Origin of the sequence: Comamonas brasiliensis, assembly GCF_018292285.1 — a bacterium.
Taxonomy (GTDB): domain Bacteria; phylum Pseudomonadota; class Gammaproteobacteria; order Burkholderiales; family Burkholderiaceae_C; genus Comamonas; species Comamonas brasiliensis.
This window is the reverse complement of record NZ_JAANES010000007.1, coordinates 200,293-219,318: the sequence shown is the minus strand read 5'-3', so window position 1 is coordinate 219,318 and position 19,026 is coordinate 200,293. Positions and strand designations below refer to the sequence as shown.

The following is a 19,026-nucleotide window of genomic DNA, read 5'->3' as shown; positions in this document are numbered from 1 at the left end:
GGAGAAACCCATATGAACACCGAACGCCTGACCAATCACCCCGAAGAAGCCGCCGTGCGCGTGCCGCTGGAGCTGTACATGCGCGGCCATGCCGAAGACAAGGCCGAGCATATGCGCGCAGCCTTCATGCCCACGGCCCGGCTGGAGTCCGTGCGCGAAGGCCCGCTGACTTCATGGGACCTGGACTTCTACTGCCAGCGCTTCAAGAACACGCCCGCTGCCGACGAAGCCACGCGTCGCCGCGTCATCGACTCCCTGGACATCGTGGGCACGGCCGCCATGGCCAAGGTCACGCTCTACCATGGTGCAGTGACCTTCACCGACTACTTTGTGCTGCTCAAGACCGAGCAGGGCTGGAAGATCGCCAACAAGGCTTTCCACGCCCAACCTCAATAAGGCCAAGCCACCTGCACCAAGCCCCTGACCTCAGGCCCAGGGGCTTTTTTATTCATGCGCTGGTCAGCGAGTCAGCAGCCAGAGCGCGCCCAGGACGATGACAGCCCCCAGGCCCCAGGCCCAGACGGGGATGCCAGGCGATTCGCGCGGCGGCGCCGAGGGCGTGGCGTCCAGCGGTGCGTAGCTGGTGGAAGCCGCGTCGTGCTCCCAGGAGCGTGTATCCAGCTCCTCCGCACCGCCTTCGTCTTCGGGCGGCTCGCTCGGGTGGCGCTGCTGCATCAAGGCTTCGAAGCGCGCAAAGAAGTCCTCGGCCATGCTCTTGGCTGCACCGTCGATCAGGCGCTGGCCCAGCTGGGCAATCTTGCCGCCGACCTGGGCCTGCACCTCGTACTGTAGCTCGCAGTGGCGTTCATCGGCGGGAGTCAGATCCACCTTGGCCTGGCCCTTGCCAAAGCCGGCCACACCGCCCTGCCCTTCAAAGGCAATCGTGTAGCTCCTGGGCGGCTGCACGTCCGACAGCGTGACCCGGCCATTGAACTTAGCCGATACCGGACCGATCTTCACGGACATGATCACGGCATAGGAGCCATCGCCCGCATCCTCGAACTTCTCGCAGCCGGCCAGGCATTGCTGCAAGGTTTGCGGATCGTTGAGCGCCTCCCAGGCCTGCTGCTGGCTCACGGCAAGAGGGCGGCTGGCATGCATTTCCATGGTGTTCTCCTTTTCAATCTCGGTGCGGCAGCTGCAGCAGCTTCGCCAGGTGGGCAGCCAGTTGCTGCAATGACTGCAGGTTGTGCACGGCCAGCATGGCATGGCTGTGACGATGCAGCACCTGCGTGCCTTTGGCCAGCGGGGCATACCCGTCAAAGCGCAACAAGGGGTTGAGCCAGACAATGCGCGCGCTGTGCCGTGCCAGCCACTGCAGCTCGCGCTCCAGCAGCACACTGTCGCCGGTATCCAGCCCGTCGCTGACCAGCAGCACCAGGGTGCGCCTGCCCACCAGATGGCGCGCCTGCTGCCGGCGCAGCTGTGCCAGGCATTCCCCCAGGCAGGTGCCGCCGCCGAAATCGTCGATGTCGCGATTGAGCTGGGCCAGCATGGCATCGGGGTCGCTGTGGGCAAAAGCCCGGTTCAGCTCCTGAAGGCTGGTTCCCATGCTGTAGACATGGCGGCGCAGCTGCGGATAGCGCCGGGGGCTGGTGGCCTGGTGCAGAAATGCCAGCAACAGACGCACATAACGCTCCATGGAGCCCGACACATCGACCAGCGCCAGCCAGGGCATGGGCAGCCGCTTGCGCCTGCGCCATTTGAGACTTGCCAGCTCGCCACCCGTGGCTGCCGCAGCTTTCAGACTGGCGGGCCAGTGCACACGCAACCCCGAGGCGCGCAACTCGCTTCTGCGGCTGCGATAGCTGGGCAGCGGCAAGCGGATATCGCGCGCCAGTTGCTGCACCAGGCGGTACTCGCTGGCACTGAGCTGATTGAAATCCGCATGCTGCAGCCTGTGCCGGTCGCTGGCCGACATGGCGGCATCCAGCGTCAGTTCCTCGCTCGCGAGCGTTTGCTGCGCGGCACGAATCGCCGACAAGGCCTCCTGCACACGTGGCCTGTGACGCGGCCTGGCCGCCTCCGGCGAGCTTGGCAGCAGCTGGCTCAGAAGCTGCTGGGCCACCTCGGGATTGCGAAAGTAGGCCGCAAACAATTCGCGAAAGACCGCCAGGTCCTGTTCACGCGAAACCAGCACGGCCTCCAGCGCGGCGGCCACGTCCTTGCGGTTCATGTCCACCAGCATCAGGCCTTGCTGGGCCAGCGCCAGACGCTCGGCATCCACCGCCAGCCCCGCACGGCGCAGCGCGCGGCCAAACCCCAGCAGATTGATGGGCAGTTTGCCGCTGCGCGCGTCCCCCCACCAGCTCACGCTTGCGGGCCGCTCTGGCGACTGTGCTTGCAGCTCAGGCTGTGGCATCGGGCTCCAGCAATTGCTGCAGACGCTCTGGAGTGAGCGCCGCCACATCTTCGCGCTGCTTGAACAGAATGCCCGCCGTCTCGTGCACCAGCTCGGGGTCGATGACCAGCGTGTCTAGCGCTACCAGTGCCTTGGCCCATTCCACGCTTTCGGCAATGCCGGGCGTGCGCTCGAAGGCATCGGCAAACGGGCGGCTGCGCAGCCGGTCCACAAAACGGGCGATCTGTTCGGTCAACGCCGCCCCGGCTTCGGGCACCTTCGACCGGACAATGGCCAGCTCGCGCTCGCGCTCGGGGTAGTCCAGCCAGTGGTAGAGGCAGCGGCGCTTGACCGCATCATGCAGATCGCGCGTGCGATTGCTGGTCAGGATGGTGACGGGCGGCACCTGGGCCCGGACGACGCCGAGCTCGGGAATGCTGACCTGGTACTCGCCCAGATACTCGAGCAAAAAGGCCTCGAAAGGCTCGTCGGCCCGGTCCACCTCGTCAATCAGCAGCACCGCGCCGGGCGCAGGTGCCTGCAGAGCCTGCAGCAAAGGGCGGCGTACCAGATAGCGAGGCTGATAGACCTCCTGCTCGACAGCTTCCAGTTCCGCCGCGCCACGCAGCTCGGCCGCGCGCAGGTGCAACAGCTGAGCCGCGTAATTCCACTCATACAGCGCTTCCCGCTGCTCCAGGCCGTCATAGCACTGCAGCCGGATCAGCTGCCGCGCCAGCACCTGGGACAGCGCCTGCGCCAGCGAGGTCTTGCCCACGCCCGGTTCGCCCTCCAGCAGCAGGGGCCGCTGAAGCCTGAGCGCCAGAAACACGGCCGTGGCCAGACGCCGGTCCGCAAAATAGCCCACCTCCTGCAAGGCGGCGAGCAGCCCATCCACCGACTGCAGAGCGCTCTTCACTTCAGTATTCATAGCTGCTTGCGCTTTACCGATAAGGGATTAAGCCACTTTTTATTCAAAAATCACATCCTATGACAGTCACACTGCCGCAAAGAGACGGCAAGCAAGCGGCCTGCCGACCGCCCACTCGCCCCACCCTTGGCGAGGCTGCCCTCCGCCCAGGCAGGAGCAGCCACCCAGACAAAACCGCTCAGGGAGAGAGCAGTTGATCCACTGCCCGCTGCGTCAGGACGCTGATCAGCTGCGCCCGGTAGCGCGCACTCGCGTGCAGATCGCTGTTGAGCTCGCTGTCGTCAATAGGCACCGCAGCCGCCGCAGCGGCCGTGAGACTCTGGTTGAGCGCCGCTTCCAGGCCTGCGTGGCGGAAGACCGATAGTCCCGCACCGGTCACGGCCACGCGCACGCCCTGCGCCGTCTGCGCCACAAACACGCCCACCAGTGCAAAGCGCGACGCGGGCTGCTTGAACTTGATATAGGCAGCCTTTCTGGGCACGGGAAAGCGTACCGCCTTGATCAGCTCCCCCTCTTCCAGTGCCGTGGTGTACATGCCCTGGAAGAAGTCGTCCGCCGCAATTTCGCGCCGACTGGTGACCACGACAGCGCCCAGACCCAGCACCGCACTGGGATAGCAGGCCGCAGGGTCGTTATTGGCCAGCGAGCCGCCAATCGTGCCGCGCGCTCGCACCTGGCGGTCGCCAATACCGCCTGCCAACTCGGCCAGCGCAGGAATGGCTGCCTGCACCTCACGGCTGGCGGCGACATCGGCATGACGGGTCATGGCGCCGATCTCGACCTGATCGCCGCCAACGCGGATTCCCGCCAGGCCATCGACCTGGTTGAGATCCACAATCGCGCCGGGCTGGGCCAGGCGCAGCTTCATGGAAGGAATCAGGCTCTGGCCGCCGGCCAGAAACTGACCGCTGGCAACGCTCACCTCATCCAGCGTCCGGGGGTTGGAGTAACTGAAGGCATACATATGTGTTGTCCTCTCTTCCTCTCAGTCGGGTGCCTCAGGGGCGTGCAGCATCAATCGCTTCCCACACGCGGTGCGGGCTGGCAGGCATGTCCAGGTCCTTGACGCCCAGGGAATGCAGGGCATCGAGCACGGCATTGATGACGGCGGGCGGCGAGCCTATGGCCCCAGCCTCGCCGCAGCCCTTGGTACCCAGCGGGTTATGCGTGCAGGGCGTGCAGACCGTGCCCAGCTTAAAGTCGGGCAGATCGTCGGCGCGGGGCATGGCGTAGTCCATGAAACTACCAGTCAGCAACTGACCCGAGTCACGGTCGTAGACGCAGTTCTCCAGTAACGCCTGACCTATCCCCTGGGCCAGTCCGCCATGAACCTGACCCTCCACGATCATGGGATTGATGATGGTGCCGAAATCGTCCACGGCACTGAAGCGGTCGACGCGCACCACGCCCGTGGCAGGGTCCACCTCGACCTCGCAGATATAGGTGCCGGCCGGGAAGGTAAAGTTGGTGGGGTCGTAGAAAGCAGTCTCGTCCAGCCCCGGCTCCAGCTTGTCCAGCGGATAGTTGTGCGGCACATAGGCCGTCAGCGCAATCTGGGCAAACGGCAGCTTTCTGTCGGTGCCGCGCACCGTGAACTCGCCTCCCGCGAAATCGATGTCGGCATCGCTGGCCTCCATCAGGTGGGCGGCGATCTTCTTGGCCTTGGCCTCGATCTTGTCCAGCGCCTTCATGATGGCCGCCCCTCCCACGCTGATGGAACGCGAGCCATAGGTTCCCATGCCAAAGGGCACACGACCCGTATCGCCATGGACGATCTCGACATGCTCGACGGGAATGCCCAGCCGCGCCGCCACCACCTGGGCAAAAGTCGTCTCATGCCCCTGACCGTGGCTGTGCGAGCCCGTGAACACCGTCACGCTGCCCGTGGGGTGGACGCGCACCTCGCCGCACTCGAACAGACCGGCACGTGCACCCAGCGCCCCGGCAATATTGCTGGGCGCCAGACCGCAGGCTTCGATGTAGCTGCTGTAGCCCAGGCCGCGCTTGAGGCCTCTGGCCTCGCTGGCCGCGCGCCGCGCCGCAAAGCCCGCCACATCGGCCAGTTGCTCGGCCTGATCCATGCAGGCTTTGTAGTCGCCGATGTCGTACTGCAGCGCCACCGGCGTCTGATAGGGAAAGCTGGTGATGAAGTTGCGGCGCCTGATCTCGGCCTGGGACAGATTCATCTCCCAGGCACAGCGGCTGACCAGGCGCTCGAGCAGGTACGTGGCCTCGGGGCGGCCAGCGCCCCGGTAGGCATCCACGGGCGAAGTGTTGGTGAACCAGGCATCGACCTCGATATGGATTTGCGGCGTGGTGTACTGCCCCGCCAGCAGCGTTGCGTAAAGAATCGTCGGAACGGCGCTGGCGAAGGTGGACAGGTAGGCGCCCAGATTCGCATCGGTGTGCACACGCATGGCGAGGAACTTGCCGTCGGCATCCATGGCCATCTCGGCATGGCTGACATGGTCGCGGCCATGGGCATCGGTCAGAAAGGACTCGCTGCGATCGGCCGTCCACTTGATGTTTCGGTTGAGCTTCTTGGCAGCCCAGGTCAGGCAGACATCCTCGGCATACAGGAAAATCTTGGAGCCAAAGCCGCCACCCACATCGGGCGCAATCACGCGCACCTTGCTCTCGGGCAGACCCATGACGAAGGCCGTCATCAGCAGCCGCTCCACATGCGGGTTCTGATTGGCCACGTACAGCGTGTACTCATCCATGGCGCGGTTGTAGCTGCCTATGGCCACGCGCGGCTCCATGGCATTGGGTATCAGGCGGTTGTTGACCAGATCCAGACGGGTCACATGGGCGGCGCCGGCAAACACCGCATCCACTGCCGCCTTGTCGCCAATCGCCCATTTGTAGCAATGGTTGTCAGGGGCAATGTCGTGAACCACGGCGCCAGGCTTTTTGCCGCCCGCCGCGTCGGCCACGTTCACGACCGCAGGCAGCACCGCGTAATCGACCTCCACCAGCTCGGCCGCATCGCGTGCCTGCTGCAGGGTCTCGGCGACCACCATGGCCACCTGATCGCCCACATAGCGCACGGTATCGAGGGCCAATATCGGGTGCGGCGGCTCCTTCATGGGCTCGCCATTGGTGCTGGTGATCAGCCAGCCGCAGGGCAGGCCGTTGATGCCGGCGGCCGCCACATCGGCCCCCGTGAGCACGCCGACCACGCCTGGTGCCGCCTTGGCGGCATCCACGTTGACGCTGCGCAGCCTTGCATGGGCATGGGGCGAGCGCACGAACACCGCATAGGCCTGTGCGCCCAGTGTGATGTCGTCCGTGTACTGGCCAGCGCCGGTCAGAAAGCGATCATCCTCGCGGCGCAGAACGGCTTCGCCGATATGCGGCAGCTTGGAAAAGTCAGATGCACCCATGGTGTGTCTCCTCTTCTAGTTGTGATGCGCTGCTCAGGTGGCGCTCATGCCGTCGCGACCCGCTTTGACGGCGGCGACGATGTTCTGGTAGCCCGTGCAGCGGCAGATATTGCCTTCGAGCAGTTCGCGGATCTCGGCATCGGTGGCCTGAGGCTTCTGGCGGCACAGGTCCACGGCACTCATCACCATGCCGGGTGTGCAGAAGCCACATTGCAGGCCGTGGCACTGTTTGAAGGCCGCCTGCATGGGGTGCATGGTTCCATCGGCAGCGGCCATGCCCTCTATGGTCTGAACCTCGGCACCCTGGGCCTGCACGGCCAGCATGGTGCAGGACTTGATGGCCTTGCCATTGACCAGCACCGTGCAGGCTCCGCACTGGCTGGTATCGCAGCCCACATGGGTGCCCGTCAGGCGCAGCTGTTCACGCAGCGCCTGCACCAGCAAGGTATTGGGGGGGACGTCAATGCTGGCCGCGCGGCCATTGACCGTGAACTGAACATTCATCGTGATGCCTCCTGCCTATATCCGAAGAATTGGGTAACAAAGCACAACCGCACTCTCTATGGTGGGCAGTTACCACCATGCAAGGCGCTAGGGTTGACCCCCAAGCCAGGCGAAACACGCACAGATATTCTCAAAATGAAACACTGTCCGGAGTCCGCATGTCGCCCGCCAGCCTCGCCACATCCGCGCAAGCCGCAGCCCATCCAGGTGCACGCCATTCCCTGCTTGCCCAGGCCAGGCAGCAGTTGCTGGCGATGGACTCATCCCATGCGTTGGTTCCGTCTGGTCTTGCCCCCTGGCTCTGGCGCTCTTGGCAGCGCTGCGTGGCGCAAGGCCGTCATCCCGCTCAAACAGTGGAGTTCGAGGCCGTCGGACCTCACGCGCTGCGCCACGCCCAGGACAAGCACCAACTGCTGCTGCAGGCCGCACGTCCGGTCATGACGCAACTGGTCGCAGCCGTGGGCGCCATGCGCTACTTCTGTCTGCTGACCGATGCCCAGGGACTGGCCCTGGAAGTGCAAGGCCCCGTCGACCACAGCGATCTGCGTGCGCTGGCCGTGGGCCGTGTCGGTGTGGATCTGTCCGAGCGCGGCGTGGGCACCTCGGCCATAGGCGCGACACTGGCCGAACTCAGCCCGGTATGGCTGCACAGGCAGGAGCATTTTTTTGACGATCTGCGCGACTACAGCTGCGCAGGTGCTCCGGTATTCGGCCCTCAGGGCGAATGCCTGGGCATGCTGGACATCACCGGCATTGATGTCCCCGAGCGCCCCGAGCTGCTGCTGCTGGCGCTGCGCTGCGCACGTGCCATCGAAGATCGATTGCTGCGGGCCCTGCCTCACACCCTGCTGCTGCGCGTGAACTGGCCCGGCGGGCCGCTGGGCCAGGAGGGCGAAGGCCTGATGGTGTTTGATGCCGAAGGCCGATTGCTGGGCAGCAATACCGTGGCCAGGCAACTGGTGCCACGTCCTCTGCAAGCCCCCGGGGAGGACTCGCTCATTCAGAGCCATGAGCTGCTGGCCCTGCCCTGGAGCCATCTGATCGAGCATGCGCGCCAGCGACCCGAGGCGCCACTGCAGCTGCCGCTGTGGTCCGGTCTGCGCCTGCTGGCGCTGGCACAGGCCGGCCCCTTGCTGCGCACTCCCGTCATGACTGGTTCCGGCGCAGCCAGCCGGGGAGTACCTGCCAATGCCATGGCCACACCGCTGCGCACCAGCGAGTTGCTGCTGATTCAGCAGGCCATGCAGGAGGCGCACGGAAATGTAAGCGTGGCAGCCCGCAACCTGGGATTGAGCCGGGCCACGCTCTACCGCCGACTCGCCAGCAAATAGGAGGTCTTGAACCGGATTCAAGGCAGTTTGACTCCCTCAGGATTTGCCCTAGTTTCAGCACGCAGACACCTTCCACGACAGCAGGCGCACACTAGCACCCAAGCCCATCAAGAACACAAAATACCTCAATAAAACAATCACCTAAGCGGCACCAGCCATGCGCTTGCAGCTATCGTGCGCATAGCAGACACAACTGACGCTCGGGCGCCACATTTGCGTGCGTATTTGTAAAAAACACCATACCTGCGTCCGTAGAATCTCCAGTTCGGTTCAAAAACTCAGATCGCCCTAAGGCTTACCAGCCCCAACAGCGCGACGCATACACGGCCTACTTTTTGGAGACACCATGCAGGCTTTACTTGCCCTGTCCAGGGCTATCGACAGGCTCAACGCCTTTGTCGGCAAATATTCAATCTGGCTGATATTTGCCGCCACCTTCATCAGCGCCGCCAACGCCATTGTTCGCAAGGCCTTCGACACCAGCTCCAATGCCTTTCTGGAAGTCCAGTGGTATCTGTTCGCATGGTCCTTTCTGATTGCGGCGGGCTACACCCTTCTGCACCGCGAGCATGTGCGCATCGACGTGATCAACAGCCGTCTGTCCAAAAAGGCCCAGGTCTGGATCGACATCATCGGCTTTGCCTTCTTTCTCACCCCTCTATGCCTGACCATTCTGTGGCTGAGCATGCCGGTGGTGATTCAGATGTACCAGTCCGGCGAGATGTCGGGCAACCCCGGCGGACTGATCCGCTGGCCCGTGTGGACAGCGATTCCTGTGGGCATCACCTTGCTGCTGCTGCAGGGCATCTCCGAGCTGATCAAGCGCATTGCCTTCCTGACCGGTGACGGCCCCGACCCCATGGGCAAGCTCAGCGACAAGAGCGCCGAGGAAGAGCTGGCCGAGGCCCTGCGTGCCGAAGCCGATCGCAAGCAGGCTGAGGCGCTGGCCGCCCAGGCCAAGGCATAACGGTAGCGGGAGACAATCAATGGAATTCATCGCTACCAACTACGCCCCCATCATGTTTGCGGGGCTGATCTGCTTTTTGCTGCTGGGCTTTCCAGTCGCCTTCAGCCTGGGTGCTGCGGGCCTGGCCTTCGGCTTTCTGGGCATCGAACTGGGCGTCTTCCCCTCCTCCGTAATGGCCTGGCTGCCCCAGCGCCTGATTGGCATCATGGCCAACGACACCCTGCTGGCCGTGCCCTTCTTCACCTTGATGGGCCTGATTCTCGAACGTTCCGGCATGGCGGAAGACCTGCTTGACACTGTCGGTCAGGTCTTCGGTCCCATCCGCGGCGGTCTGGCGCTGGCCGTGATCTTTGTGGGCGCCTTGCTGGCTGCCACCACCGGTGTGGTTGCCGCTTCGGTGATCTCCATGGGCCTGATCTCTCTGCCCATCATGCTGCGTTACGGCTATGACCGCCGCCTGGCATCGGGCGTGATTGCGGCCTCTGGCACGCTGGCCCAGATCATCCCGCCCTCGCTGGTGCTGATTCTGATGGCCGACCAGCTGGGCAAGAGCGTTGGAGATATGTACAAGGGTGCCTTCATCCCCGGCTTCATGCTCATGGGCCTGTACGTGGTCTGGGTGGCATTCCTGGCCATCTTCAAGCCCCATACCGTGCCTGCACTGCCGCCCGAAGCACGCATCTACCGCGAGTCCAACGGCAACTCCGGCTACACCTCGTTGGTCGTGGTGATGGGTCTGTCCACCATCGTGGCCATCTTCCTGGCCAGCCACATGGCCGACCTGCACACCTGGTGGCAGGGCAAGGAAATCACCGAAGTCGCCACCGACGAGAAGATCGTCACCGCCATGTGCGGCGGCACCTTCATCGCCTTCGTGATCGCCTCACTCAACCGGGTCCTCAAGCTGGGCCTGCTGTCCAAGCTGGCCGAGCGCGTGACCTTTGTGCTGATCCCCCCTCTGCTGCTGATCTTCCTGGTGCTGGGCACCATCTTCCTGGGCATTGCAACACCTACCGAAGGCGGTGCCATGGGCGCCATGGCGGCACTGATCATGGGTTTTGCCCGCCGTCGCCTGAACATGGACCTGCTCAAGCAGGCCCTGGCCTCGACCACCAAGCTGGCCAGCTTTGTGATGTTCATCATGATCGGCGCCACCACCTTCAGTCTGGTCTTCCAGGCTGCAGACGGGCCCAAGTGGGTGGAGCATCTGCTGACCAGCCTGCCCGGCGGCCAGGTGGGCTTCCTGATCGTGGTCAACATCATGATCTTCTTCCTGGCCTTCTTCCTGGACTACTTTGAACTCTCGTTCATCGTGGTGCCACTGCTGGGCCCCGTGGCCGAGAAGATGGGCATCGATCTGATCTGGTTCGGCGTACTGCTTGCCGTGAACATGCAGACCTCGTTCATGCATCCGCCCTTCGGCTTTGCACTGTTCTTCCTGCGCTCCGTCGCGCCGGACAAGCAGTACATGGACAAGGTCACACACAAGGTGATAGCGCCCGTCACCACCATGCAGATCTACAAGGGTGCCGTGCCCTTTGTGCTGATCCAGCTGGTGATGGTGGGCGTGCTGATCGCCTTCCCCGGCATCGTGACCGGCGCACTCGACAAGCCCGTGGTTGTGGACATGAACAAGGTGGGCGATGAAATGCTCAACCAGCTCAACGATGCCGGCGGCGGCTATGGTGCGGACAACCCGTTTAGAGCGCCTGAAGGCGGCGAGGAAGGCTCGGCCCCTGCAGAAGGCAGCCAGCCGGCTCCGGCTGCGCCCGATGCCAACGGCTATGGATCGGATGACCCGGCCAAGGCCTTGCAGGATTCACTGAGCGCGGCACCTGCAGCCAAGTAAATCGACAGCTGCTACCGACATAGCCCCGGCTCGCCAGAGCCGGGGCTTTTTCATGGCTTGGAGGTTGATGGGTAATAGATTCGCTATCCATCGGCAAGCCCTCCTGAGCATCACCGAGCTGCTGACTGCCGTCCCCGTCAATCCTGTGCCGATCTGCTGTCTCAAGCCGCCAATGCCCAGGAGTCTTGTGTGGAGCCGGCCTATCGCAGCAGCGATGGAATGCTGGCAACCGAAGGAATATGGGAACTGCCCTGCCGGGCCGATGTCATCCGCCTATCGAAAGACACCACCGAGGCAGCGCAGGAGGACTCCCGGCATGATCTCGATGGCATGAAAAAACCGCAGCAAGCTGCGGTTTTTTCAACAGCCAGCGCATGGCGCCGGTGACTCTGATCGGGATCAGATCTTGGCAGTCGCCATGTACTGATTGAAGGGGAACTCGGAGAAGCGGTTCCACAGGATCTGGTCGCGCTGGAAAGCGCGCATGTCCTGGTGAATCTTCTTGAATTCGGGCGACTTGGCTTCGTGCTCGGCAAACACCTCCATGGAAGCCTTGAAACCGGCGTCCATCAGCGGCTTGGGGAACATCTTCAGCTGGGTCTTGTTGGCCACCAGGCGCTTGATGGCCTGAGGGTTGAGCACCTGGTACTTGCTGGTCATGTCGGCGGCAGCCACGCGGGTTGCGGCGTCCAGGATCGCCTTGTTCTCGGGCGACAGTGCGTTGTACTTCTTCAGATTGATGAAGAACTCCAGGTCAGCAGAACCTTCCCACCAGCCGGGGTAGTAGTAGTAGGGAGCAACCTTGTTGAAGCCCAGCTTCTCATCGTCATAGGGACCGACGAATTCCACGGCATCCAGCGTACCCTTTTCCAGGGCCTGATAGACATCGCCGGCAGGCATGTTCTGTGCCACCACGCCCAGCTTGGCCATGGCTTCGCCGAACACGCCGCCACCCAGACGCATTTTCAGACCCTTGAGGTCTTCCACGGTCTTGATTTCCTTGCGGTACCAGCCACCCATCTGGGTCGTGGTGTTGCCTGCGGATGCGGTCTTGAAGTTGTACTTGGCAAAGAAGGCATCCAGCAGCTTGCGGCCATTGCCATGGTCTTTCCAGCCGTTCATCTGCAGCGTGGTCAGGCCGAAGGGCACGGCGCAGCTGAAGGCGAAGATGGGGTCCTTGCCGGTGAAATAGTAGGCCGCAGTCTGTGCCATATCGATGGTGTCGCCCTGCAGTGCATCCACCACACCGAAAGCGGGCATCAGCTCGCCAGCGGGGTGCACCGAGATCTCGAACTTGCCGCCCGACATGGCCTTGACCACTTGCGACAGCTTTTCAGCGCTGCCGAAGATGGTGTCCAGCGACTTGGGAAAGCTCGAGGCCAGGCGCCAGCGCACGGCGGCCTGGGCGTGAACAGCAGGTGCGGCGCCCGCAGCCAGCACGCCAGCGATACCGGCATTTTTCAGAATGGAACGACGATCCACTTTAGTCTCCTTGAGGAACAGATTGGCTGACACAGACCACTGATCTATGCCAGCTTGACTTATGCAACAGGCACAAAATGTACACGAGTCAATCGTTCAGCATGCGATAAAAAGTGACCGTTAGCTTAAGAAGTTCTACCTAGTTAGGTGTATCGAATTCGGCCTCGGCGGCCTGCCTGCGCTGCTTACAGCCGTACCGCGCTCATATAGCTGGCATAGCGGAATTCGGAGAAGCGATCCCAGAGCAGCTGGTCATGCTGGAATCCACGCATGCTGCGGTGAATTTTCTTGAACTGCGCCGACTTGGCCTCATGCTCGGCCATGGTGGCCATCACGGCCTTGAAGCCCGCATCCATGAGCTCGCGTGGAAAGGCGCGCAGCTGCACGCGTTCGCTGAGCAGCTTTTTGAGTGCCGCAGGGTTGTATGCCAAGTATTTGGCCGTCAGATCCTTGGCGGCCAGTGCCGCCGCGGCTTCCACCATGGCGCGCAGCTCGGGCGTCAGCGCCGCAAAGGACTTGGTATTGATGAAATAGGCCAGCTCGGCACCGCCTTCCCACCAGCCCGGATAGTAGTAGTAGGGCGCGATCTTGCCGAAGCCCAGCTTCTGATCGTCATAGGGGCCGACGAACTCCACCGCATCGAGACGATTCTTTTCCAGCGCCTGCTGCGCATCCGCAATAGGCATGTTGACGGCTTGCACGCCCAGCTTTTGCAGCGCATCGCCGAGCAAGCCGCCGCCGGCGCGCATGCGCAGCCCGTGCAAGTCCTGCACGGTCCTGATTTCCTTGCGGTACCAACCGCCCATCTGCGTGCCAGTGTTGCCGGCGCTCAGGCTCTTGATGTTGTACTGGGCGTAGAAATCATCCATGAGCTTGCGCCCGCCGCCCCACTCCATCCAGGCATCCATCTGCCGCGCCGTCAGACCGAAGGGCACGGCGCACCCGAGTGCAAAGCAGTAGTCCTTGTCGGTGAAGTAGTACGGTGCCGTCAAAGCCATTTCGACCACGCCGTTCTGTACTCCCTCCATCACGCCAAACGCGGGCATCAGCTCGCCCGCGGAGTGCACGCTGACTTCGATCTGACCACCCGACATGAGACGCAGCGACTGGGCAAACTTCTCGGCCCCGCCAGAGATGGCGTCAAGGACTTTGGGAAAACTCGTCACCAGGCGCCAGCGCAGCACCTCCTGGCTGCGCACTGCCGGAGCCACGCCAGCAGCCAGCACACCAGCCATGCCCACATGTTTGACGAGTGAGCGACGATCCATGAATATTTCTCCGCTAGTAGTTGTCGATTGCCAAGCTGGCCGCAACCGTCCGATCACAGCCGGCAGCCACAGGCATTCTAGGAACGCAGACGCCGTCCGTGTGGCGATTCACGGTTGCCGTCAGTTTTCTTGACAGCAAGCAAAGAAAAAGGCCCTCCATGGAAGGGCCTGGTGTCAATCCATCGGACTTGCGCAAACCATGTCCGTATCGCGTCAGCCTGCAGCCAGACGCTTGCGGATGGAGGCTTCGATGCCTGCGGCATCCAGCCCCTGCAGCGCCAGCAGCTTGGCGGGATCGCCATGCTCGATGAACGCGTCGGGCAGGCCCAGCTGCAGCACGCTCTTGCTCAGACCGTTGGCGGCGAGGCACTCCATCACGGCACTGCCAGCGCCGCCCATGACACAACCCTCTTCCAGCGTGACGATGAGTTCATGCTCGGCGGCGATCTTGAGCAGCAGTGCTTCGTCAAGCGGCTTGGCCCAGCGCATATTGGCCACGCTGGCGTCGAGCGCTTCGGCAGCTTGCAGCGCGGGATAGAGCAAGGTACCGAAGGCCAGAATCGCCACTTTCCCGGAGCTCGATTCGCGGCGCATCTCACCCTTGCCAAAGGGCAGACCTTCCAGGCTTTCCAGCGGCGTCACCCCCACACCGGCACCGCGCGGATAGCGCACGCAGACGGGGTGATCCTGCTCATAGGCCGTGGTCAGCAACTGGCGCGTTTCGCGCTCGTCGGCCGGACAGGCCATGCTCATATTGGGAATGCAACGCACAAACGCAATGTCATAGGCGCCCGCGTGCGTGGCCCCGTCGGCACCCACCAGACCTGCGCGGTCCAGCGCGAACACCACGGGCAGGTTCTGCAGCGCGACGTCGTGGATCAGTTGGTCATAGGCACGCTGCAGGAACGTGGAATAGATGGCCACCACGGGCTTGACGCCTTCGCAGGCCATGCCGCCGGCAAAGGTCACGGCATGCTGCTCGGCAATGCCCACGTCGTAGTAGCGACCTGGAAAGCGCTTGTGGAACTCCACCATGCCCGAGCCCTCGCGCATGGCGGGCGTGATGCCGACCAGGCGCTGGTCCTTGGCAGCCATATCGCAGAGCCAATGGCCGAACACCTGGGTGAAGGTCTGCTTGGCAGGGATGGCGGACTTGACCAGACCGACAGCCGGATCGAATTTCCCGGGCCCGTGATAGGCCACGGGATCGGCCTCGGCCAGCTTGTAGCCCTGGCCCTTCTTGGTGACCACATGCAGAAACTGCGGGCCCTTGAGACCCTTGATGTTCTCCAGCGTGGGGATCAGCGAGTCGAGGTCATGACCGTCGATGGGACCGATGTAGTTGAAGCCGAACTGCTCGAACATGGTGGCAGGCACGACCATGCCCTTGGCCTGCTGTTCCAGGCGCTTGGCCAGCTCCAGCAAGGGCGGCACCTGCTTGAGAACGCTCTTGCCCACATCGCGGGCCTTGGCATAGAACTGCCCGCTCATCAGCTGTGCCAGATAGCGATTGAGCGCACCCACGGGCGGACTGATGCTCATGTCGTTGTCGTTGAGGATGACCAGCAGATTGGCATCGTGCACGCCACCGTTGTTCAGTGCCTCGAAAGCCATGCCGGCCGTCATCGCACCGTCGCCGATCACGGCGATTGCACGGCGATCCTCGCCTTTTTGCTTGGCGGCCAGCGCCATGCCCAGCGCAGCAGAAATGCTGGTGGACGAGTGTGCCGTGCCAAAGGTGTCGTACTCGCTCTCGGCACGCTGAGGAAAGCCGGACAGGCCGCCGAACTGGCGCAGGGTGGCCATGCGATCGCGGCGACCGGTCAGGATCTTGTGCGGATAGGTCTGGTGGCCCACGTCCCAGACGATGCGGTCATAGGGCGTGTTGAACACCGAGTGCAGCGCCACGGTCAACTCCACCGTCCCCAGGTTGGAGCTGAGGTGCCCGCCGGTCCTTGAGACGCTGTCGATCACATAGGTGCGCAGCTCTGCGGCCAGCGTCTTGAGCTGGGCACGCGAGAGGCCGCGCATGTCTGCGGGATCGTTGATGTTGTGCAGCAGGGAAGAAGTATTCGTGGACATGTTCTATATTTTTTAATAGCTGCTAGCGCCAGCCAATATTCGGTTACAGAGCTTTTCCATTCAATCTCAATGGGTGCGCTGCACGACCATATCAGCAAGTGCGGCCAGGGCCTGGGTGTCGGCCAGACCGCTGCGAGTCAACGCGGCGTGGGCCAGCAGGCGCAACTCCTCGGCATGGGCTCTTGCAGCCTCCAGCCCCAGCAGCGATACAAAAGTGGGCTTGTCATTGGCCGCATCCTTGCCCGCCGTCTTGCCCAACGTTGCAGAGTCGGCCACTACGTCCAGAATATCGTCCACCACCTGGAACGCCACGCCCAGTGCCTGGCCGTAGTCGGTCAGCGCGGCCAGTGCCCTGGCGTCGGTCTGTGCATTGCAGGCGGCCCCCATGAGCACGCTGCCCAGCAGCAGCGCACCGGTCTTGAGACGGTGCATCTCGCGCAGTTGCGCCTCGCTCAGTTGCTTGCCCACGCTGGCCAGATCGATGGCCTGACCGCCAGCCATGCCGTGGCTGCCCGCCGCCGCGCCCAGCAGGCGGCACAGCCTGGCCTGCATGGAGCAGGGAATGCCATCGTCTTCAGGCAGCAGCAGCTCGAAGGCCAGGGCCTGCAGAGCATCGCCGGCCAGCAGGGCCGAGGCTTCGCCGAACTGCACATGCACGGTGGGCTTGCCGCGACGCATGGTGTCGTTGTCCATGCAGGGCATGTCGTCGTGCACCAGGGAGTAAGCATGAATCAGCTCCACGGCACAGCCGGCACGCAGCGTGGCCGCGGCCTGACCGCCAACCGCCTCGGCGGCCGCCCAGACCAGCAACGGCCGCAAGCGCTTGCCGCCATCGAGCACGGCGTAGCGCATGGCCTCACCCAGACCCGCAGGTGCATTGATGCCCACCCAGCGCGACAGCGCGTCTTCGGTGCGCACCAGTCGCTCCTGCATCCAGACGGAAAAATCCAGGGCAGTCTTGCCCTCGTTCAAAGGCGTCGATGGTTCGGCAATCATTGATTCATTCATGGGCTGCATCTTCAAGGCAAAACGCGCGGACACCGGGATCAGTCCTGGGTCCAGGCAGACAGCTTGCCTTCGTCCAATACCTTGACCTGCTCCTGCACCGCATCGAGCTGGCTACGGCAAAAAACCAGCAGCTCCGCAGCGCGCTGGTAGCCGCTGAGCATCTGCTCCAGCGGCAGCTGACCGGATTCGATCTGTGCAATCAGTTGCTCCAGCTCCTGCAAAGCAGCTTCATAGCTGACAGGCTGTTCAGATTTTTTGGCGGCAGCGGCCTTGGGCATGGATGGTGTGGTCGATGTTGGACGGAAGCGACGATTTTAGGCGTCCCTGCACCATTGGCGTGCAATGCCCGCAAAGCCGGCTGGCGCGATATGTTTTGGCTGTAAATTCCCGACCGGTCCGGGCCTGCTGCGCCCGCCTTTTTGCCCAGCGGCAAGGGTTTGCAGGCGGCTGGCAACTTGCTGACAGGCTCCGACGGCACATGGACGAAATAGCGTCAATACACGTACCAGAAAAACGGAAATAACCCCACAGCCTATAATCCCATTCCCGTCAAGCCGGCCCCGTGCCTGGTCATCCTGGTCGGGCAAACGCGTCGGCAGGCCATGCGCCACCGCCCATTGCCTGAGGCCCGTGTCCAGACAAGGCCGGTTTCGTTTTTTACCGTGTGCGCACGTGCACCCTCCCTGTGGGGAGTCTTTAGGTCAAGTCATCCATGACTGATTTAAGTCTTCAACTGCAGCAGGCCGCAAGCCAACTACCAGTTTCAAGTTATTTCGACGAAGCGCTGTTCCAGCGCGAGTTGGAAACGATTTTCAAGCGCGGCCCGCGCTACGTGGGCCACCAGCTGGCCGTTCCCGAGATAGGCGACTACTACGCCCTGCCTCAGGAAAAAGAGGGGCGGGCGCTGGTACGCAATGCCAAAGGCGAGATCGAGCTGATCTCCAACGTCTGCCGCCACCGCCAGGCCGTGATGCTCAAGGGGCGCGGCAATCTGCTGTCCGAAGGCAAAGGCCATGCCGGCGGCAATATCGTCTGCCCGCTGCACCGCTGGACCTACAGCACCAGCGGCGAGCTGCTGGGCGCCCCGCATTTCAGCCACGACCCCTGCCTGAACCTCAACAACTACCGCCTGCGCGAGTGGAACGGACTGCTGTTCGAGGACAACGGCCGCGACATCGAGGCCGATCTGGCCGGCATGAAGCTGCGCGAGCAGCTCCAGTTCGACGGCTTTGTGCTCGACCATGTCGAGATGCACGAGTGCAACTACAACTGGAAGACCTTTATCGAGGTCTATCTGGAGGACTACCACGTCGGCCCCTTCCACCCCGGTCTGGGCAACTTCGTCACCTGCGACGATCTGAAGTGGGAATTCGCCAGCGAGTACTCGGTGCAGACCGTGGGCGTGGCCCCCAGCTTCGGCAACCCGGGCTCGGACATCTACAAGAAGTGGCACGAGGTGCTGCTGGCCTACCGCAACGGCGAACTGCCCGATCGCGGAGCCATCTGGCTGACCTACTACCCCCACATCATGGTGGAGTGGTATCCGCATGTGCTGACCGTCTCGACCCTGCACCCGCTGGCCGTGGACAGGACGCTGAACGTGGTGGAGTTCTTCTACCCCGAGGAAATCGCCGCCTTCGAGCCAGAGTTCGTGCAGGCCCAGAAGGCCGCCTACATGGAAACCTGCATCGAGGACGACGAGATCGCCGAGCGCATGGACGGTGGCCGCAAGGCCCTGTATGAACGCGGCGACAACGAGGTCGGCCCCTATCAGAGCCCCATGGAAGACGGCATGCAACATTTCCATGAGTGGTATCGCCGCATCATGGGTGACAGCGTTCCCCAACGCTGAATGAGGTAAACCTCAAAGACTGATAGCT

17 protein-coding genes are annotated in these 19,026 nt (G+C 62.9%); 6 read left to right on the top strand and 11 right to left on the bottom strand.

Annotated features, from left to right (window positions below):
- The first annotated feature begins 12 nt into the window (after positions 1-12).
- The gene (locus tag DJFAAGMI_RS23545; protein ID WP_211459603.1) at positions 13-396 is read left to right on the top strand and encodes a nuclear transport factor 2 family protein; all 384 of its coding nucleotides are present in this window, start codon (positions 13-15) and stop codon (positions 394-396) included.
- Positions 397-459: 63 nt separating this feature from the next.
- On the opposite strand, the gene DJFAAGMI_RS23540 is transcribed toward DJFAAGMI_RS23545, so the two are convergent.
- From DJFAAGMI_RS23540 to DJFAAGMI_RS23515, 6 genes are all read right to left on the bottom strand, one after another.
- Positions 460-1,107: an SRPBCC family protein gene (locus DJFAAGMI_RS23540; RefSeq protein ID WP_211459601.1), complete on the bottom strand. Its 648-nt coding sequence runs from the start codon at positions 1,105-1,107 to the stop codon at positions 460-462.
- Positions 1,108-1,120: 13 nt separating this feature from the next.
- Complete coding sequence (locus tag DJFAAGMI_RS23535) at positions 1,121-2,362, bottom strand: vWA domain-containing protein (RefSeq protein ID WP_211459599.1); 1,242 nt, start codon at positions 2,360-2,362, stop codon at positions 1,121-1,123.
- Positions 2,349-3,269: an AAA family ATPase gene (locus DJFAAGMI_RS23530; protein ID WP_211459597.1), complete on the bottom strand. Its 921-nt coding sequence runs from the start codon at positions 3,267-3,269 to the stop codon at positions 2,349-2,351. Before DJFAAGMI_RS23530 ends, DJFAAGMI_RS23535 begins: the two co-directional genes overlap by 14 nt.
- 178 nt (positions 3,270-3,447) lie before the next feature.
- A complete protein-coding gene (locus DJFAAGMI_RS23525; RefSeq protein ID WP_043004732.1) occupies positions 3,448-4,233 on the bottom strand; it encodes an FAD binding domain-containing protein in 786 nt (261 codons plus the stop codon).
- A 34-nt stretch (positions 4,234-4,267) separates the two neighbouring features.
- Complete coding sequence (locus tag DJFAAGMI_RS23520) at positions 4,268-6,655, bottom strand: xanthine dehydrogenase family protein molybdopterin-binding subunit (protein ID WP_211459595.1); 2,388 nt, start codon at positions 6,653-6,655, stop codon at positions 4,268-4,270.
- Between the two features lie 33 nt (positions 6,656-6,688).
- Entirely contained in the window at positions 6,689-7,159 is a 471-nt protein-coding gene (locus DJFAAGMI_RS23515) for a (2Fe-2S)-binding protein (protein WP_211459593.1), read from the bottom strand.
- A gap of 158 nt (positions 7,160-7,317) precedes the next feature.
- Here DJFAAGMI_RS23515 and DJFAAGMI_RS23510 point away from each other — a divergent pair, with 158 nt between their 5' ends.
- The 4 genes from DJFAAGMI_RS23510 (at position 7,318) to DJFAAGMI_RS23495 (ending at position 11,693) form a co-directional block, all read left to right on the top strand.
- Complete coding sequence (locus DJFAAGMI_RS23510; RefSeq protein ID WP_211459590.1) at positions 7,318-8,490, top strand: helix-turn-helix domain-containing protein; 1,173 nt, start codon at positions 7,318-7,320, stop codon at positions 8,488-8,490.
- A 346-nt stretch (positions 8,491-8,836) separates the two neighbouring features.
- Entirely contained in the window at positions 8,837-9,457 is a 621-nt protein-coding gene (locus DJFAAGMI_RS23505) for a TRAP transporter small permease subunit (RefSeq protein ID WP_003069181.1), read from the top strand.
- A gap of 19 nt (positions 9,458-9,476) precedes the next feature.
- Positions 9,477-11,306, top strand: coding sequence for a TRAP transporter large permease (locus tag DJFAAGMI_RS23500; RefSeq protein ID WP_211459588.1), 1,830 nt, complete (start codon positions 9,477-9,479; stop codon positions 11,304-11,306).
- Between the two features lie 189 nt (positions 11,307-11,495).
- Entirely contained in the window at positions 11,496-11,693 is a 198-nt protein-coding gene (locus DJFAAGMI_RS23495; protein ID WP_211459586.1) for a hypothetical protein, read from the top strand.
- 12 nt (positions 11,694-11,705) lie between these two features.
- Here DJFAAGMI_RS23495 and DJFAAGMI_RS23490 read toward each other — a convergent pair whose 3' ends face one another.
- The 5 genes from DJFAAGMI_RS23490 to xseB form a co-directional block, all read right to left on the bottom strand.
- The gene (locus DJFAAGMI_RS23490; protein ID WP_003052850.1) at positions 11,706-12,788 is read right to left on the bottom strand and encodes a TRAP transporter substrate-binding protein; all 1,083 of its coding nucleotides are present in this window, start codon (positions 12,786-12,788) and stop codon (positions 11,706-11,708) included.
- Between the two features lie 185 nt (positions 12,789-12,973).
- Entirely contained in the window at positions 12,974-14,056 is a 1,083-nt protein-coding gene (locus DJFAAGMI_RS23485) for a type 2 periplasmic-binding domain-containing protein (protein WP_211459583.1), read from the bottom strand.
- A 213-nt stretch (positions 14,057-14,269) separates the two neighbouring features.
- The gene (dxs, locus tag DJFAAGMI_RS23480; protein WP_211459582.1) at positions 14,270-16,138 is read right to left on the bottom strand and encodes a 1-deoxy-D-xylulose-5-phosphate synthase; all 1,869 of its coding nucleotides are present in this window, start codon (positions 16,136-16,138) and stop codon (positions 14,270-14,272) included.
- Positions 16,139-16,204: 66 nt separating this feature from the next.
- Entirely contained in the window at positions 16,205-17,146 is a 942-nt protein-coding gene (locus DJFAAGMI_RS23475) for a polyprenyl synthetase family protein (protein WP_211459580.1), read from the bottom strand.
- Positions 17,147-17,184: 38 nt separating this feature from the next.
- Positions 17,185-17,424 carry an exodeoxyribonuclease VII small subunit gene (gene xseB / locus DJFAAGMI_RS23470; RefSeq protein ID WP_003052843.1) on the bottom strand — a complete coding sequence of 80 codons (240 nt, stop codon included), beginning with the start codon at positions 17,422-17,424 and terminating at the stop codon, positions 17,185-17,187.
- A 434-nt stretch (positions 17,425-17,858) separates the two neighbouring features.
- On the opposite strand from xseB, the gene DJFAAGMI_RS23465 reads away from it, so the two are divergent.
- Positions 17,859-18,998: an aromatic ring-hydroxylating oxygenase subunit alpha gene (locus tag DJFAAGMI_RS23465; RefSeq protein ID WP_003078766.1), complete on the top strand. Its 1,140-nt coding sequence runs from the start codon at positions 17,859-17,861 to the stop codon at positions 18,996-18,998.
- The last annotated feature ends 28 nt before the right edge of the window (positions 18,999-19,026 follow it).

Coding starts and splice junctions, on each gene's coding strand:
- DJFAAGMI_RS23545 (WP_211459603.1), top strand. CDS start 13: ATGAACACCGAACGCCTGACCAATCACCCCGAAGAAGCCGCCGTGCGC.
- DJFAAGMI_RS23520 (WP_211459595.1), bottom strand. CDS start 6,655: ATGGGTGCATCTGACTTTTCCAAGCTGCCGCATATCGGCGAAGCCGTT.
- DJFAAGMI_RS23530 (WP_211459597.1), bottom strand. CDS start 3,269: ATGAATACTGAAGTGAAGAGCGCTCTGCAGTCGGTGGATGGGCTGCTC.
- xseB (WP_003052843.1), bottom strand. CDS start 17,424: ATGCCCAAGGCCGCTGCCGCCAAAAAATCTGAACAGCCTGTCAGCTAT.
- DJFAAGMI_RS23540 (WP_211459601.1), bottom strand. CDS start 1,107: ATGGAAATGCATGCCAGCCGCCCTCTTGCCGTGAGCCAGCAGCAGGCC.
- DJFAAGMI_RS23485 (WP_211459583.1), bottom strand. CDS start 14,056: ATGGATCGTCGCTCACTCGTCAAACATGTGGGCATGGCTGGTGTGCTG.
- DJFAAGMI_RS23510 (WP_211459590.1), top strand. CDS start 7,318: ATGTCGCCCGCCAGCCTCGCCACATCCGCGCAAGCCGCAGCCCATCCA.
- DJFAAGMI_RS23515 (WP_211459593.1), bottom strand. CDS start 7,159: ATGAATGTTCAGTTCACGGTCAATGGCCGCGCGGCCAGCATTGACGTC.
- DJFAAGMI_RS23465 (WP_003078766.1), top strand. CDS start 17,859: ATGACTGATTTAAGTCTTCAACTGCAGCAGGCCGCAAGCCAACTACCA.
- DJFAAGMI_RS23525 (WP_043004732.1), bottom strand. CDS start 4,233: ATGTATGCCTTCAGTTACTCCAACCCCCGGACGCTGGATGAGGTGAGC.
- DJFAAGMI_RS23535 (WP_211459599.1), bottom strand. CDS start 2,362: ATGCCACAGCCTGAGCTGCAAGCACAGTCGCCAGAGCGGCCCGCAAGC.
- DJFAAGMI_RS23475 (WP_211459580.1), bottom strand. CDS start 17,146: ATGAATGAATCAATGATTGCCGAACCATCGACGCCTTTGAACGAGGGC.
- dxs (WP_211459582.1), bottom strand. CDS start 16,138: ATGTCCACGAATACTTCTTCCCTGCTGCACAACATCAACGATCCCGCA.
- DJFAAGMI_RS23500 (WP_211459588.1), top strand. CDS start 9,477: ATGGAATTCATCGCTACCAACTACGCCCCCATCATGTTTGCGGGGCTG.
- DJFAAGMI_RS23505 (WP_003069181.1), top strand. CDS start 8,837: ATGCAGGCTTTACTTGCCCTGTCCAGGGCTATCGACAGGCTCAACGCC.